The 16,597-nt window shown below is 38.1% G+C and carries 15 protein-coding genes; 1 reads left to right on the forward strand and 14 read right to left on the reverse strand.

Annotation, left to right across the window (positions count from 1 at the left end; translation table 11 throughout):
• Positions 1–13: 13 nt before the first annotated feature.
• From FFX44_RS01095 to FFX44_RS01155, 13 genes are all read right to left on the reverse strand, one after another.
• Positions 14–889 carry a YitT family protein gene (locus FFX44_RS01095; RefSeq protein ID WP_289977100.1) on the reverse strand — a complete coding sequence of 292 codons (876 nt, stop codon included), beginning with the start codon at positions 887–889 and terminating at the stop codon, positions 14–16.
• A 35-nt stretch (positions 890–924) separates the two neighbouring features.
• Positions 925–1,443, reverse strand: a complete 519-nt coding sequence (gene msrA / locus FFX44_RS01100) for a peptide-methionine (S)-S-oxide reductase MsrA (RefSeq protein ID WP_289977102.1) — start codon at positions 1,441–1,443, stop codon at positions 925–927.
• Between the two features lie 211 nt (positions 1,444–1,654).
• Entirely contained in the window at positions 1,655–3,415 is a 1,761-nt protein-coding gene (aspS, locus tag FFX44_RS01105; RefSeq protein WP_289977105.1) for an aspartate--tRNA ligase, read from the reverse strand.
• 8 nt (positions 3,416–3,423) lie between these two features.
• Positions 3,424–4,725 (reverse strand): histidine--tRNA ligase, encoded by a 1,302-nt coding sequence (gene hisS / locus FFX44_RS01110; RefSeq protein ID WP_289977107.1) that lies wholly within the window; start codon positions 4,723–4,725, stop codon positions 3,424–3,426.
• Between the two features lie 303 nt (positions 4,726–5,028).
• Positions 5,029–5,886 carry an N-acetylmuramoyl-L-alanine amidase gene (locus FFX44_RS01115; RefSeq protein WP_289977110.1) on the reverse strand — a complete coding sequence of 286 codons (858 nt, stop codon included), beginning with the start codon at positions 5,884–5,886 and terminating at the stop codon, positions 5,029–5,031.
• Positions 5,887–5,963: 77 nt separating this feature from the next.
• Positions 5,964–6,926, reverse strand: a complete 963-nt coding sequence (locus FFX44_RS01120; protein WP_289977114.1) for an alpha/beta hydrolase — start codon at positions 6,924–6,926, stop codon at positions 5,964–5,966.
• Positions 6,927–6,939: 13 nt separating this feature from the next.
• Positions 6,940–7,389 (reverse strand): D-aminoacyl-tRNA deacylase, encoded by a 450-nt coding sequence (gene dtd, locus FFX44_RS01125; RefSeq protein WP_289977116.1) that lies wholly within the window; start codon positions 7,387–7,389, stop codon positions 6,940–6,942.
• A 15-nt stretch (positions 7,390–7,404) separates the two neighbouring features.
• The gene (locus tag FFX44_RS01130; RefSeq protein WP_289977123.1) at positions 7,405–9,630 is read right to left on the reverse strand and encodes a bifunctional (p)ppGpp synthetase/guanosine-3',5'-bis(diphosphate) 3'-pyrophosphohydrolase; all 2,226 of its coding nucleotides are present in this window, start codon (positions 9,628–9,630) and stop codon (positions 7,405–7,407) included.
• A gap of 143 nt (positions 9,631–9,773) precedes the next feature.
• Positions 9,774–10,100 carry a hypothetical protein gene (locus FFX44_RS01135; RefSeq protein WP_289977124.1) on the reverse strand — a complete coding sequence of 109 codons (327 nt, stop codon included), beginning with the start codon at positions 10,098–10,100 and terminating at the stop codon, positions 9,774–9,776.
• Between the two features lie 34 nt (positions 10,101–10,134).
• Positions 10,135–10,893 (reverse strand): 16S rRNA (uracil(1498)-N(3))-methyltransferase, encoded by a 759-nt coding sequence (locus FFX44_RS01140; protein ID WP_289977125.1) that lies wholly within the window; start codon positions 10,891–10,893, stop codon positions 10,135–10,137.
• A gap of 3 nt (positions 10,894–10,896) precedes the next feature.
• Entirely contained in the window at positions 10,897–11,793 is an 897-nt protein-coding gene (gene prmA / locus FFX44_RS01145; protein ID WP_289977126.1) for a 50S ribosomal protein L11 methyltransferase, read from the reverse strand.
• Between the two features lie 34 nt (positions 11,794–11,827).
• The gene (locus tag FFX44_RS01150; protein WP_289977127.1) at positions 11,828–12,319 is read right to left on the reverse strand and encodes a DUF3013 family protein; all 492 of its coding nucleotides are present in this window, start codon (positions 12,317–12,319) and stop codon (positions 11,828–11,830) included.
• 121 nt (positions 12,320–12,440) lie between these two features.
• Positions 12,441–13,070 (reverse strand): TetR/AcrR family transcriptional regulator, encoded by a 630-nt coding sequence (locus FFX44_RS01155; protein ID WP_289977128.1) that lies wholly within the window; start codon positions 13,068–13,070, stop codon positions 12,441–12,443.
• 162 nt (positions 13,071–13,232) lie between these two features.
• Here FFX44_RS01155 and FFX44_RS01160 point away from each other — a divergent pair, with 162 nt between their 5' ends.
• Positions 13,233–14,192 carry a nucleoside hydrolase gene (locus FFX44_RS01160; RefSeq protein ID WP_289977129.1) on the forward strand — a complete coding sequence of 320 codons (960 nt, stop codon included), beginning with the start codon at positions 13,233–13,235 and terminating at the stop codon, positions 14,190–14,192.
• Between the two features lie 488 nt (positions 14,193–14,680).
• On the opposite strand, the gene lepA is transcribed toward FFX44_RS01160, so the two are convergent.
• Positions 14,681–16,504, reverse strand: coding sequence for a translation elongation factor 4 (gene lepA / locus FFX44_RS01165; RefSeq protein WP_289977130.1), 1,824 nt, complete (start codon positions 16,502–16,504; stop codon positions 14,681–14,683).
• Positions 16,505–16,597 lie beyond the last annotated feature (93 nt).

The following is a 16,597-nucleotide window of genomic DNA, read 5'->3' on the forward strand; positions in this document are numbered from 1 at the left end:
CCTCCTCTTAAATTTAAGGTTCGGGTTCATAAAAATGACCCATTATTTGTACATTTTCAGAAATACTTACAAAAGCATATGGATCAGACTCTTCCATCGCAGCTTTTAATTCTGCTTGCTCATATCTTGAAATAACAGTAAATAAAATTGATTTTTCATCATGCCGGTATGCACCTTCAGCACCATGTACAATTGTAATTCCACGCCTCATGTGGCTTTGAATGCAGTCAACCACACTCTTTGGCTTGTTAGTAACAATCATTACCTGCATCTTCTGCTGACGAGTATAAACCATATCCATAACACGTGCATTGATTACGATTCCAAGTGCTGAGTAGAATGCATAGGGCCACCCATAAACAGCCCCTGCAGCTAAAACTATCAATGCATTAAATGTCATATTAATTGTCCCTATACTTTTGCCAGTTTTCTTGCGCAAAGTCAGTCCAATAATATCTAAACCACCTGTTGAAATTCCATTTTTAAGTGCTAATCCCGTACCAAATCCATTGATTGCAGCTCCAAAAATCGCACAAATTATTGGATCCGTTGTCAGTGTGATTGGCTTTAATGACTTAATCATAATACTTGAACAGATAACCGCCAAAAAAGTAAAAAAAGTAAAACGGTGCCCAATATTCTTCCAAGCAATCAAAAACAGCGGTAAGTTCAATAGTAAAAGAAGTATCGCAGTTGATAAATGAACTGGTCCATATTGGCGTGTAAGAGTCTCAACCAACTGCGCTAATCCCGTAACACCAGACGAATAAATCTTACCTGGTGTCCAAAAAAAGTTCATCGCGATTGAAACTAAGATTCCATAAATAAATGCAGTAGAAGCTCGCGCAACATACTGGTGTCTTTTCCATATTCGCTGAAATTCATCCATTTATTTTTCTCTATTCTCCTCTTATTTAGGTGTCTTTATGAAAAGTGACTCTTGTATTCCATTCTGCCAATCTCTTCCATTGCAAAGCGCTCTGGATTTTTCTTATAGAAGTCTTGGTGATATTCTTCTGCCTTGTAAAATGGTTTAGCATCTTCAATTGAAGTAACAATTGGCTTGTTATATTTACCACTTTGCATCAGCTTCAAGCGTGAAGCTTGCGCAATTTCTTTTTGTTCATCATTTTTTGTAAATATTACTGGGCGATAACTATCTCCCCGATCTTGGAATTGTCCCATCGCATCTGTCGGGTCTGTCTGCTGCCAATAAATCTCTACTAATTTCTCATACGAAACGACCGCTGGATCAAAAGTTATTTCAACTGCTTCTGTGTGACCAGTTGTATGTGAACAAACTTGCTCATAAGTCGGATTTGAAACATGCCCACCAGTATATCCTGAAACCACTCTAATAATTCCAGGGTATTCATCAAATGGTTTTACCATACACCAGAAACAACCACCAGCAAATATTGCCGTATCAATCTTTTCACTCATTGAAATTCCTCCTAGTAAATGTATAAAATAACCTATCTATTTTCATACTTCAATTGTTAATACTCCTAATTATGCTTTTAAAAAGGTAATTTGTAAAATAATTTACTGACAAAAAGAGGACTGGGTCAAAAATTAAATTTTGATCTAGCCTCCTTCTTGATTTCGTATAAACATATCTTGCATCCCATTAAGTCACACTTGTTGCTGCTAATTAATCCTCTATTGTTTCCAAGTGTAATTCATCTAGTTGCTTTGGCGCAACCGTACTTGGTGCATTAGTAAGCGGTTCAGATGCTTTTGAATTCTTTGGAAATGCAATAACCTCACGAATATTATCACGTTTGGCTAACAGCATTGCAAACCGATCTAATCCAATTGCTAAGCCGCCATGAGGTGGGAACCCGTAATCAAGCGCATCAATAAAGAAACCGAACTGTGCTTCTGCACTTTCTTTTGTAAATCCAAGTGCCTTAAACATTTTTTCTTGAATTTTCCGTTGATGAATACGAATTGACCCCCCACCCAATTCGTAACCATTCAACACGATATCATAACTTTGTGCATGTGCCTTATGGGGATTGGTATCTAGTAAAGCAACATCTTCTTCGTTAGGCATTGTGAATGGATGGTGAGCTGCAATGTATCTATGAAAGTCCTCACTATACTCAAACAGTGGCCAATCAACAACCCATAAAAATGCAAATTTACTTTCATCGATCATGTCTAATTCCTTAGCAATACTTGTACGTAAATATCCTAATGAAGCTGCAACAACATCTCTTGTATCGGCAACAAATAAGATTAAGTCTCCTACTTGAGCTTCCGCTGCTTCACACAAAACGGCCACGTTTTCATTGAAGAACTTAGCAATAGGTCCAGAAAACCCATCATCAGTTACCTTCAACCATGCCATCCCTTTTGCACCAAAACGTTTGATGTAATCTTGCTCGGCATCAATTTCTTTACGTGAGTATTTGTCTGCTCCACCTGGTACAGTAATTGCTTTAACTTGACCACCATTTTCAAGTGTGTTCTGAAATACCTTGAAATCAACATCTTTGACCGCACCCGCCATATTCTTCAATTCCATTCCAAAACGTACATCTGGCTTATCTGATCCAAAGCGATCCATTGCTTCGTTCCAAGTAATTCGCTTAAGCGGAAGTTCAATATCGATATCTAAAGTATCCTTCATGACACATTTCAACAAGCCCTCTGTTAAATCCTGAATTTCTTCAGCCGTCATAAACGAGGTCTCTAAGTCAATCTGTGTAAATTCTGGTTGACGATCCCCCCGCAAATCTTCGTCACGGAAACAACGTGCAATTTGATAATAGCGGTCAAACCCAGCACCCATCAATAGTTGTTTGAATAACTGTGGTGATTGTGGAAGTGCATAAAAATGTCCTGGATATACACGAGAAGGTACAAGGTAATCGCGTGCACCTTCAGGGGTCGACTTTGTCAAATATGGAGTTTCAATATCAATAAATTTATTTTCGTCAAGATAGCGATGAATCGATTGTGTAATTTTGCTGCGAAGAATCAAACCTCGCTGCATCTCAGGGCGACGCAAATCAAGATAGCGATACTTCAAGCGCAGATCGTCTGCAACATTGATACCATCTTCAATATAAAACGGTGGTGTTTTCGCCCTATTCAAGAGGTTAATCTCATGAACTTCAACTTCAAACTTACCTGTTGCCATTTTTGGATTGGTTGCATCTTCGCCACGATTTACAACCTTGCCAGTGACTTCAATTACATACTCGCTGCGCAGTTCATCGGCGACTTTAAGAGCAGCCTCGTCAAAAGCCTGACTAAATACTAATTGGACAATTCCTTCACGATCTCTCAAATCAATAAAAATTAAATTTCCAAGGTCACGTCGTTTTTGAACCCAGCCTTTCAAAGTCACATTTTTGCCTAAAAATGATTCATCTACTAGTCCACAATAAACTGTTCTCTCCATGTTATTCACTATTCTCCCTTTGTAGAATTGATGTTTTGTATAACTTCACCAAAATTTGTTTGAATATCTGAAAGATTCACTGTAACTTCTTGACCACTGGACATTTCTTTCAGATTTGCCTTACCTGCTGCAAGTTCCTCTTCACCAACTGTAAGCGTGTATTTAGCAGCTAAGCGACTAGCTGCTTTAAATTGACCTTTGGGTTTTCGTTCTAAATAGTCACGCTCCGCACTAAAACCCGCTTTACGAATCGCATGCACAAGCTTCATTGTTCCGGAAAGAGTCTGCTCTCCAATACCAACCACATAAACATCCAAACCATTATCCGTCTTTAACTCTATTCCCTCAGCATCCAAAATCAGTAGTAGTCGCTCCACACCGAGTCCGAAACCAATTCCTGGTGTTTCTGGTCCGCCTAATTGTTCAACAAGACCGTTATAACGGCCACCAGCACAAACTGTAGTCCATTTACCACCAAAAGCCTTAGAATCACTCATAATCTCAAAAATTGTATGATTATAATAATCAAGTCCGCGAACCATATTCGAGTCAATCTCATATGGTATTTCAAGTGTATCTAGCAGCAACTTGACCTTAGCAAAATGTTCTTGTGCGTCAGGAGTCAAATAATCAAGAATATCAGGTGCATCCGCAACAATTTTCTGATCATCTTGGTCTTTGCTGTCAAGAACACGTAATGGGTTTTTGTGGAGCCGTTCTTTTGAATCAGCACTTAGTTGCTCCTCAAATGGTTCAAGATACGCAACCAAAGCATTACGATAATTAGTCCGCGACTCGCTATCACCCAAAGTATTGATAGCAAGCTTCAACTTTTTTAAGCCAAAACTGCGTAAGAGTTCAACTGCCATTGACATCACTTCAACATCTAATGCTGGGTTGTCAACCCCAAACGCTTCAACTCCAATTTGATGAAACTCTCGTAACCTACCAGCCTGTGGTCGCTCATAACGAAACATCGGTCCCATGTAAAATGTCTTGCACGGTTTTTGAATCTCTGGTCCATATAATTTGTTTTCAACATATGCGCGTACTACTCCTGCAGTTCCTTCGGGGCGTAATGTAATATGCCGTTCTCCCTTATCAAAGAAATCATACATCTCCTTTGTAACAATATCTGAAGTCTCACCTGAAGTACGAGAAAAGACCTCAAAACTTTCAAATATTGGTGTACGAATTTCATTATAACGATATTTATTAAATAGCTTGCGTGCTTTTTCTTCAACACTTTGCCATTTTTCAGATTCTCCAGGTACGATATCTGTCGTACCCTTTGGACGTTGATATTTCATTATTTACTCCTCCTCAATTTTTCACAGTTTAACTAAAAAAAACCTTGCCGAAAAAATTCGACAAGGGTGCAAAACAGCACGGTACCACCTTAATTAGTTACTCATTTGGATAACGTTCCACAACGGTATGCATTGCACATACACCTCAAAAGTGTCTTTCACTGCTTATCTTAGTGGGGCTTTCACCAATTGCTCCACTCTCTGCTTAAGAATTCTCAGCTACTCCTCTTCCATCCGGCTCTAATATACAATTATAAACATACTTTAATTTTACTACAAAGTCAAGATTTGCATCCAAAATAGCTAATTTTCAAAGTATTTTGTCAAACCCGTCACAACATCTGAAGAAATTGTATTTTGATAAGATTTAGCTTTAATCTGTGCAAAATCCCGCTCACTGTTGATATAACCCATTTCTAGCAGAATTGCTGGAAATTCATTGTCGCGAATGACCAAAAAATTGCCCACATCAATCCCACGATTGTCTAAACTTAATGTATTAAATTCAGAATTCACGGTCTTAGCTAAGCGATAAGACCATTTTTTATGATAGTAGTACGTTGTGACACCTGAAGCATCATTTGCAACTGGTGAAGAATCAAAATGAAAACTGATAAAAGCATCGGCATGTACTTTGTTTGAAAGTTTTGCTCTCGCTGACAATCCTACGTACTTATCTGAATCTCTAGTCATATAGACCTTTGCACCTTTTGCACGCAGCTTTGCGACTACTTTGCGTGCAACCTTCAAAGTATAGGTTTTCTCCATCTTACCGGCCGTGGACAGCGCACCTGAATCAGCGCCACCATGTCCTGGATCAATTACAATTGTAGCATTTGAAAGATTGCTTATCTTATTACGATTTTTTTTTGCTAAATTCCAATCGGCAATCCAACCAAATTGATTACTCACATCTTTAATATAAATCCAATGGTACTTCCTCCGAATTATTGTGACCCTCTGCTCTCTTTTTAAGGTGCTTTTCTTTGAGTATTCAGCCCCTGGTCCACTTCGTAAGGCAGTTTTTGTTGTCATAATAGTTACTTGTTGAAAGTATCCAAATGTTTTAGCAGCTAATATCGTAGTAAGAATGATTACAATTACTAGTAAAATTAAATTGCTTTTGTTTCTATATGTAAAAGATTTATTTTGCTTTCTCATCAACAGTTCCCCATCGCTCAAAATTACTCTTCAATTCAATTCATAAAGTGTCCCATCAAAGTCCCATATAAAGTCTTTCAAACTTGACTTTCTTCTTGCCTTCTCCTAATCCAATCAACCGCAGTGTTCATCGCTAAACGACAGGTATTCGTCTTATCTAATACATTATGTACCATAAATTCATGAATCGTTCCTTGAAACCTAATCTGTGTTACATCTCCTCCAGCATCACGCATTTTGCGGGCAAAGGACTCTGCTTCATCTCGGACAACATCAGCTTCAGCAGTGATTATCAATGTCTCTGGTAACCCTCCAAGTGTTGCAAAATCTGCCTGTAAGGGGGAAATACTACTGCTCTGGGTATCAGTGTCAAATGCTAAATATTGTTCCCATGACCATTTCATCTGTTCACGAGTCAAATCGTAGCCGCCAGCAAATTGATGATATGAATTTGTATCAAAGGCCGCATTCATTACTGGACAAAATAACAAAATCTTATAAATTTTCTTGCCTGTGGTCTGCTGAACATGATAAGCCAAACAAGTTGCCAGCGTTCCGCCAGAATCATCACCAGATAACATTATCCGTGACAAATCCAATGGAAATTCTTCTGCTAATTCAGGAAGCCGTTTGTAGACTTCTTCTAGTTCAGCAAGTGCTTCAGGCGCTTTTGCTTCAGGTGCCAGCGAATATTCTGGAAAAACAACTGCAACATGTGCGCGACAAGCCAATTCTCGTACAAGCTTACTATGCGTTGCAATTCCACCAGAAATAAATTGCCCACCGTGAACATAAAAGAGTACTGGAACTTTTTCATTTTCAATGTTAGGCGGTAAAATCACATGGACCTCAATATTGTCAGCCCCGCTGATTGCCAAAAATTTTTTTTCAGCCGCCACTTCATGCAAATAGACCTTTGTCCTCTGTTCCAGTTCAAACCGTTCACGAATTACTTTAACTCCAAAAGTAGTTGGTACAAAAACATTTTCTCTTTTTCGGCTGAACTCCTGAGCTTCTTTTTCCAATGAAATTAAGCGCAATAGACTCTCCCCCTTATTTGAGATCATTGGTATCGTAAATAATGGTTACTGGCCCATCATTCGTCAGAATCACTTGCATATCAGCACCAAAGACCCCTGCTCTAACAATGATTCCTTCTTGACCCAAAGCTGCATTAAACATTGTGTAATTTTTCTTTGCCTCTTCTGGATTTTGTGCCGCAGTAAAACTTGGTCGATTGCCCTTCTTCAAAGCCGCATATAATGTAAATTGTGAGATAGACAGAATCTGCCCTTGAACTTGTCCAATGCTAAGATTCATTTTACCTTCGGCATCAGAAAAAACACGCAACTCGCTAATTTTATGAACTAAATATTTAATCTCAGCTAATCCATCACCTTCTGTGAAACCGACAAGCAATAAAAAGCCATTAGCTATTTCATTATATGTTTTATTATTAATTGTAACACTTGCTTGAGTAACTCTTTGGACTATAACTCTCACTTGTCAGCTTTCTCCTTAATGAATTGTTCTTTTAACTACATAGACATCCGGTACACGCTTAATATTATCAATAACTCGCTGCAAGTGAATTCCATCACGTATCCCAACCGTAACGTCCATTGTTGCAAGTTTATTGTTGTCAACTCGCCCATTAACTGACTTCAATTGGCGAGTACTATTATTAAGAGCTTGTAAAATATCATTCAGCAAACCTGAGCGGTTATACCCTTGAATTTGTAGATCTGCATTATAAAATGTTTTAGCATCCGGCACGATATTCCAGGTTACCTCAATAAAGCGACTTCCAGCTTGTTTAGCATTCTTCACATTAGGGCAGTCTACACGATGTACAGAAACTCCACGCCCTTTTGTAATATAACCTACAATCTCATCTCCTGGGATTGGATTACAGCAATGACTCAATCTAACTAATAGGTTGTCAACCCCTGCGATTACAACATCTTCACCACTCTTAGCTTTTGGAGTACTTTGTCCATTTTCTTTTGTAAGTTCCTGGTGATCTTCTAACAGAGCCTTTTCTTCTTGTCGCTTTCGGCTTGATTCTTTTTCAGCTCTAATTTTCTCAGTGAGAATATTAATAACGCCAAGCGGTGCAACCTCACCAAACCCAATTGCTGCAAATAGGTCATCAGCACTTGAAAATTTACGTTTTTTCAAAACTTTTGCAATATTATCATTTATCAAAACAGCTTTCGGCTCGAAACCCATTTCAAGTAAATTCTCATCAATAATTTCTTTACCCTTATCAACATTTTCAACTCGATCTTGCTGTTTGAAGAAGCGTTTTATCTTATTGCGTGCCTTATTTGTATGCACCAATTTCAACCAGTCTTGACTGGGTCCCGCAGAATTCGATGAAGTTAAAATATCAACAATATCACCATTTTTAACCTGATAATCAAGTGGCACCATCTTGCCATTGACTTTTGTACCAACAGTCTTATTCCCGATTTCAGTATGGATCGAATAGGCCATATCTAGTGGGCCGGCACCTTTAGGTAATTCAAACACATCACCTTTAGGAGTAAATACATAAACACGGTCGCCAAATAAGTCACCTTTCACACTCTCGACAAATTCTGCAGCATCACTGCTGTCATCTTGCAACTCAATAATCTCTTTAAACCAATTAAGTTTTGTGCCAGTATCATTGCTAGCAATTGCTTCTGTCTTGCCTTCCTTATACGCCCAATGAGCAGCAATTCCATATTCAGCAACTCGGTGCATCTCAGAAGTTCTAATTTGTACTTCAAAGGGCTGACCTTTCGGACCGATTACAGTTGTATGCAGAGATTGGTACATATTTGCTTTTGGCATTGCAATATAATCTTTAAAACGCCCTGGCATAGGCTTCCATTGAGTATGAATTGCTCCTAAAACCGCGTAACAATCCTTGATAGAGTGCACAATGACTCTGACAGCCAAAAGATCATAAATCTGGCTAAACTGCTTATGCTGGTCTTTCATCTTACGATAAATTGAATAGATATGCTTGGGACGTCCATAAATTTCACAATCAACATTTAAGTCTGCAATTGATTTCTTAATATCAATAATTGCTTTATCAATATACTGAACTCTTTCTGTTCTCTTTGAGTTCATTAGGTGAACAATTCGATAATACTGCTGTGGATTAAGATAACGCAAAGAACCATCCTCTAATTCCCATTTGATGGTACTGATACCTAAGCGATCTGCCAGAGGAGCGTAAATCTCAAGTGTTTCGTTAGCAATTCTGCGTTGCTTGTCAGGGCGTAAATGGGATAAGGTTCGCATATTATGCAAACGATCAGCAAGTTTCACAATGATTACTCTTAGGTCTTTGGACATTGCCAATAGTAACTTGCGATGATTCTCTGCTAGCTGCTGCTGATGTGATTTATATTCAATTTTACTAAGCTTAGTAACCCCATCAACAATTATTTCAACATCTTTGCCAAATAATTCAGCTAAATCCCCTAAGGTAACCGGTGTATCCTCGACGACATCATGTAAGAATCCAGCACAGATTGTTGCTGGATCCATCTTCAAGTCCACAAGTATTCCCGCAACTTGGATTGGATGGATGATGTATGGTTCGCCTGACTGGCGCCGTTGATCTTTGTGCACATAATTAGCAAAGTCATATGCCTTTTTTACTAATGCTACGTGCTTTTCATTCATGTACTGCTGGACACCTCTGATTACATCATCTGCACTCCAGTTAGTTTCTTTTTCCATAATGTCCACTCCCAAAATCAGCTGCTCTTATTCTTTTTCTTCTACTCACTCAGAAATCGGCATACAAAGAAATGTGATAAAAGTTTTTGTTCCTTTCAAACACATTTTCCTCACAGGCTAAACCTGTTCTGATACTTTTTAAGCTAATCCTTAACTGCACCATATGTTAAAAAACCAATTAAGAGATAAATAAGCGCAATATAATATGCAAAACTCTCAAAAAACAATTTTACCCCAACGAGATATAAAAGCGGGAAAAAAAGTAAATAGATAAGCGACTGTTTCTTAATTCCCACAACTAATCCAGATAAAATTGTAAATACTACATTAATTCCAAAAAAAGCAAAAGTATATTTTTGAACATCTGTTAAGTCCATAAAGCTAAAAATAATTGGAACGACAATCGCTACCGCAGCTGCAAATGCCAAATACCATAAAGTCGTTACTGAAAATATTTTTTTTAAAGTCATTTTTAATCCTCACTTAATTATAATTGTCTATATTTTACCCTAATTCTAATGCGAATGAAAGTGCAGCGAGTAGATACAGTGGAGCTGTCTCAGCACGCATAATTCTTGGCCCGAATCCTGCAAAAATAAAACTATTTTCATCCATATATTCAACTTCCAGAGGTGATATCCCACCCTCAGTTCCAAAAACAGCAAGCAGTTTAGGTTGAGTTGAAGCTGTAATTTTCTTTTTAATTGAAGCAGTTAATTTGAATAAGTTGCTTTTCTCACCCTTTTTTGCTGATTCTTCATAAGCAACTAATCGGTAATCAAAGTGTGGTAATTCAATCGCAGTCAGACTTGGGCAATACTGAACACTTGGAATCTGAGTTCGATGTGCTTGTTGTGCAGCATTCAAAGCCACTTTCGTTAAACGTTCGACTTTTTTTGCTACTTTTTTTGGATCCCATTTTGCAACAGAGAATTCTCCAGCAAAAAAAATAAATTTACTGGCACCCAGTTCAGTTCCTTTTTGCACTATCCACTCAGCTTTGTCATTTTTGGAAAGTGCACAGGCAATTGTTACAGAAACCGGAAGCTCAACATCAGTTTCAACCCAACTGATCAATTCAGCATGAGCCTCTTCTTTTGTAATTTTTTTAATTCTCATCAAAGCCACTTTTTGAGTCTGCAAAACAAGTTCAAATTGGCTATCAATATGCAGCCTCATGACTCTAATTGCATGATGATAGATATCTGCCGGTAGAACTAAGTCATCAGCTATCTCGAACTTAGCAATGAAATATCGCTGCATTTTTCAATCCTCCAAATCTTTTTGGGCAATAAGTGCAATCCATTTTCCATCGCTCAGTGTCTCAATAATCTTTAATCCAGCCGCTTGTACCTGTGCTGTCATCTCGTCTTCTTTCTCAGCAATAATTCCCGCCATGATGAGCTTGCCTTGTGATTTTAAATGTTCTGGTATTTGCGGCAATAATAGAGTCTGCACCGTAGGCAATATATTGGCAAGTATGAGATCAGCTTGTCCGTTTGCTCCAGTTAATAAACTATTTAGTTCTAGCTTGACATTATCAACAGTCCCATTTAATTCTAAGTTCCGTCTTGCAGATACAATGGCAGCATCTTCCACGTCACAGGCGTAGACACTCTTAACACCCAGCAGGCTTGCTGCAATGCTCAATATTCCAGTTCCAGTTCCAACATCAAAAACAACTTCAGATCCACGCACATGGGTTTCTAGTGCACGCAAAGCAAGTACTGTGGTCGGATGTGTTCCAGTCCCGAATGCTTGTTGCGGATCTAACCTAATAACAATTTCTGAACTTTGTTGTTTTTGATACTCTTCCCAAAAAGGAACGATCGCTAGAAAGCGGGTAATTCTTTGTGCATGATAATACTTCTCCCACTCATCTTTCCAAGCCTGATCATCTATGACACAGCACTTGATGGTAACGTCTTTGGCATCAAACCCATACTCTTCGAGCTTAGTAATGCGTGTTCTAATAAAATCAACCTGATCATTGATCTTTTGGCGTAACTCAAAGAAACCGCTGATAATGACAGAATCACTTCGACCCGCTAAAAAGTCATCCTCATTTTTCTCAATTCCCTGTGCTTTCAAGTCCAACAGAATATTCTCAAGTGGTGCTTGTAATTCATTATTGGCCTCAATCGTTAATTTATTCCAGCGCAAATGAAATCCTCCAAACTGATTTTATCTCTTATACTTAGTATGGCAGCGTACCAGACACATTTTTTTGCTTTTCTCTAACCAAGTTCTCAAAGGTTTCTTCTGACCATTTCAATTCAAAATTCAATAAAAAATCCAGCTGCTCACTATTACTCAAAAATTGCTGCAGATTTTTGCGACCAGATAGCAATATTACTTTTAGGTACTCCAAAAAAGCTACGCCTCGTGCTCTCTTCCAACCAAGTCTACCCTCATATGCTATACAAGCCAAGAAGTCATCATTCCAAGCAGGCTTAAACTTTTGACGTGTGCTGTCATATAAAAGAATAGAATCTACAAATTCTATTGGGTTTTCTTTGGAGCTGTCACCAGTCATGTCCAATAGGAAGTGCTGTCCCTTTTGTTCAATACTAAAAGTGATGTCAACCGTAAAAGTATGCTCATCTTTGTTCCAAATTAAGTCTAAACCCCCGTCGAATCCTAGATTAGCCAAGCCCGCAACCAAAAACTCATTTAGACTTTGTTTCATCACTTCACCATCCTCATCAAATAGCTGAAAAGTTACTACTATATCAATAGTAATGTTTCATCTTGTTTGTGACAACATATTTATTCAGATATTTCCTCATTTAACTTTATTTAAACTTTTTTTAACTTAATTGCTGATCTACCATGCTAGATAATAACTCATACCCAGTTTGTAATATCAGCTGGCTTTTCTCAGGATTACCTAATGCACTCTGTCCTGTACTTAAAACAAATTGCCATAATAACTCACTTTTCATCTTAAATGTATCAGTTTTAAATTCAAAAAATTCCAATAGACTATCCAGTAATTCTTTCCTTAATTGCTGATATTCAGCAACTTTGTAAGTATCCTGTATCTGTTCATCACAACTTTCAAAAAAAATAATGGCGTTTAGATACCCCTTGTGCGTACCTGAAAAATTATCAAATGCCTTCCAAAATTCCGCAAAGTGTTGGCTTGAATTTAGTGGATGACTTTCTTGTTGCTGAATCTGTATCATTTCTAACAATTGTTTATACCCACGCAACATTATTTCAAAATATATCTGGTTCTTACTATCAAAGTAAGCATACAATGTTTTCTTACTAAATTCTGCTTCCTTAGCAATTTCATCAATGGTAGTTGTTTCAAAACCATTTTTAAAAAATTTGTTTTCAGCCGCAACTAATAAATCTTGTTTTTTTAATTCACGAATTTCAAATCTCCGCTCAATTTGTCCCAAAATAGTCACACCTATCTTTTTATTTTGCAAAAGGTAACTCTTAGTATACTTTATAATAATCATAGTGTATCATATTAAACTCCGAGTTTCCAATCTTCGCCAATCCTCATTAAGCAACAGACTACCTAGTCACCTTTACTATTCTTTGGTAAGATATAAGTAAATATATATTTGAATTCTTGGAGGCAGCAAATGGCTAAATATAAAATGATATTAGACCTAGATACTGGTATTGACGATGCACTGGCACTAGCGTATGCGCTAGCAGATCAAGACTGTGATTTAATTGGCATCATTGGCTCTTATGGGAATGTACTTGTTAAGCAGGGTACACAAAATAGCCTCGACTTGCTTTCGTTACTCGGAGCAGGCAGTATTCCAGTCTACGAAGGTCTCTCACATTCATCAACTACCTCAAGTTTCGCTGTGCAACCAGTTAGTGCACGCATTCATGGGGTTAACGGAGTAGCAAACTTAGAAATTACCCATACCTCAACAAAAATTGCAAGTCAATCCGGCATCGACTTTCTAATTGATGCAATTCACAAATATAAAAAAGACCTGCTGTTAGTTCCAACTGGGCCGCTTACCAACTTAGCTGCTGCAATTAAGCAGGATCCCGCAATTACAAAATTGATTGGTCATGTAACATTAATGGGTGGCGCGTTAACAGTTCCTGGCAATGTTAGTCCTGTTTCAGAAGCAAACATTCATCAGGATCCGGAAGCAGCAAACGAAGTGTTCCAATCCGATATTCCTCTGACAATGGTCGGCTTAGACGTTACTACAAGAACATTGTTAACACAGCACGAAACTACGATTTGGCGTAATCTTAAAACAAAATCTGGCGATATTTATGCTGATTTAGTTGACTATTATATTGCTGCCTACAAAGAAACAAATCCTCATCTGCATGGGTGTGCTCTTCATGACCCCCTTGCTGTAGCTGCCGCACTTGAACCGAAGCTCCTTGAGACAGTTTATCTAAACATGAAAGTAGATACACAGGAACCTTATGAAGGACGCACAATTGGAGATGGGACTCGCTTGAACTTACCTGCAACAACAACGCAAGTAGCTGTCAATGTTGATGTTGAGCGTTTCGTTGCAAAATTTATGGAGCGACTTACATCGTTATTCGAGAAACATTAATTGGGGTGATAAAATGACGAAAATTGCTTTAGGTTTGTATATCTTTTGGTTAATCTTGTTGATACTCAAGTACCTCTCGCTTGAAAAAGATTCGTCCTTTTCTTATTTCCGCGTTTTCTTCGGGAGAATTACATGGTATCGAAATTCTCGGATTTTGATATTATTAATAAGTTTGTTTTTGGTCGAGCTTTTTCTCCCGCTTAAACAAGTATATCTGCTTTTTTTCATCACGGGATGCATAACCATCCTTATGCCACTAGCCAACTTTAAATTTGGAGCGGGCAAGGGATGGTCAAATCTGTTTGTCCTACTTATTGGTATTTGCATAACTGGTTTTTCAAGTTTGTTCCTTTTCCAAAATTAATTCATACTATTGCCAAAAGTAAAAAAAGTTCTTTAATCACTAATTTATTATATATAAAAAGAACGAGCCTTAACATTTTTACTTGTCAAAGTTCGTTTTTTCTATACATATATTTTAAGACATATTATTCTTCATTTGTTTTTAAGACTGCCATAAATGCTTCTTGCGGTACCTCGACAGTTCCAACGGATTTCATACGTTTTTTACCACGTTTCTGCTTATCCAATAATTTAGCACGTCGATCCGGATCACCAGTATGAATTTTAGCTGTAACATCCTTACGATATGCCTTAATATTTGTCCTAGCGATAATTTTCGCTCCTATTGCAGCCTGAATAGGAATTTCAAAATTCTGACGTGGAATTATTTCTTTTAGCTTACCAGTAATCACGCGGGCTCTTTGCGGTGCGAATTCACGATGAGCAATAAAACTGAGCGCATCAACCTTGCCACCATTCAACAAAATATCAATCTTTACCAAGTCTCCTGCACGAGTACCATCTAAGTCATAGTCAAGTGATGCATACCCTTTCGTACTGGACTTTAGCTTATCAAAGAAATCAAAAATTATTTCTGAAAGCGGCATCTCATAGATTACATTCACACGATAATCATCAAGATACTCCATTGTCACAAACTTTCCGCGTTTTGCCTGGCAAAGTTCCATAACAGACCCTACATAATCATTAGGAACCATAATCGTGGCTTTTACAAAAGGTTCATTGATTGTCTTTATTGCAGTTGATTCAGGCATTTCCGCAGGGTTAGAAACAATCTTATGCGCCCCATCAGTCAGCTCAACATCATAAGTCACCGATGGAGCAGTTGTAATCAAGTCCATATTAAACTCACGTTCGAGTCTTTCTTGGACCACATCCATATGCAAAAGTCCTAAAAACCCACAACGAAATCCGAACCCAAGTGCTGTTGAAGTCTCGGGTTCAAACTCCAATGCTGCATCATTTAACTGTAATTTTTCAAGTGCTTCCCTTAAATCATTATATTTTGCATTATCAGTCGGATAGAGTCCAGAATAAACCATTGGATTCATTTCACGATAGCCTTCCAATGCCTTTTCTGCCGGATTATCCGCGCTAGTTACTGTATCACCTACTCGGGTATCCTGGATATCCTTGATACCTGCAGTTAAATATCCAACATCACCTGCCATCAGCAGATCTCGCTTAATTGGTTTAGGGGAATTAACCCCTACTTCAACAACTTCATATTCTGTTTGACCATTCATCAACCGAATATGGTCACCGGGTTTAACGATACCCTCAAAAACACGAATGCTTAAAACAACTCCACGATAATCATCATAAACAGAATCAAAAATCAATGCTTTTAACGATCCTGCTATGCTACCCTTTGGAGCAGGAATATCGCGTACAATTTTTTCAAGCATCTCCTCAATGCCAATTCCCTTTTTTGCGCTTGCTAAAACAGCCTCTGAGGCATCAAGCCCGATGACGTCTTCAATCTCCTGTCGAACCACTTCAGGTTGTGCAGATGGTAAATCCACCTTGTTAATCACAGGTACAATCTCCAAGTCATCGTCCAAAGCCAAATAAACATTGGCAAGTGTTTGCGCCTCAACACCTTGTGCTGCATCAACAACCAAAACTGCTCCTTCACATGCAGCAAGACTTCTTGAAACCTCATAGGAGAAATCCACATGGCCTGGTGTATCAATCAAATGAAAAATATATGTTTTGCCATCTTTTGCATGATAGTTAAGTTCTACAGCATTTAACTTGATTGTAATACCACGTTCGCGTTCTAATTCCATGGAATCAAGAAGCTGTGCCTGCATTTCTCTTTTTGATACCGTCTCGGTTAATTCCAAGATTCGATCTGCCAAAGTAGATTTTCCGTGATCGATATGCGCTACAATTGAGAAATTGCGAATTCTTTTTTGGCGCTCCTTCAATAATTCAACATCCATGTATTAATTCCTACTTTCTTACTTGAAATGTTCTTTGAATCTAATTATAGCAAGCTGCCATACTAAATACAACGCACCCAGAAAGAACGTACA

Origin of the sequence: Lactobacillus sp. UCMA15818 (genome assembly GCF_030400225.1) — a bacterium.
In the GTDB taxonomy this organism is placed as follows: domain Bacteria; phylum Bacillota; class Bacilli; order Lactobacillales; family Lactobacillaceae; genus Liquorilactobacillus.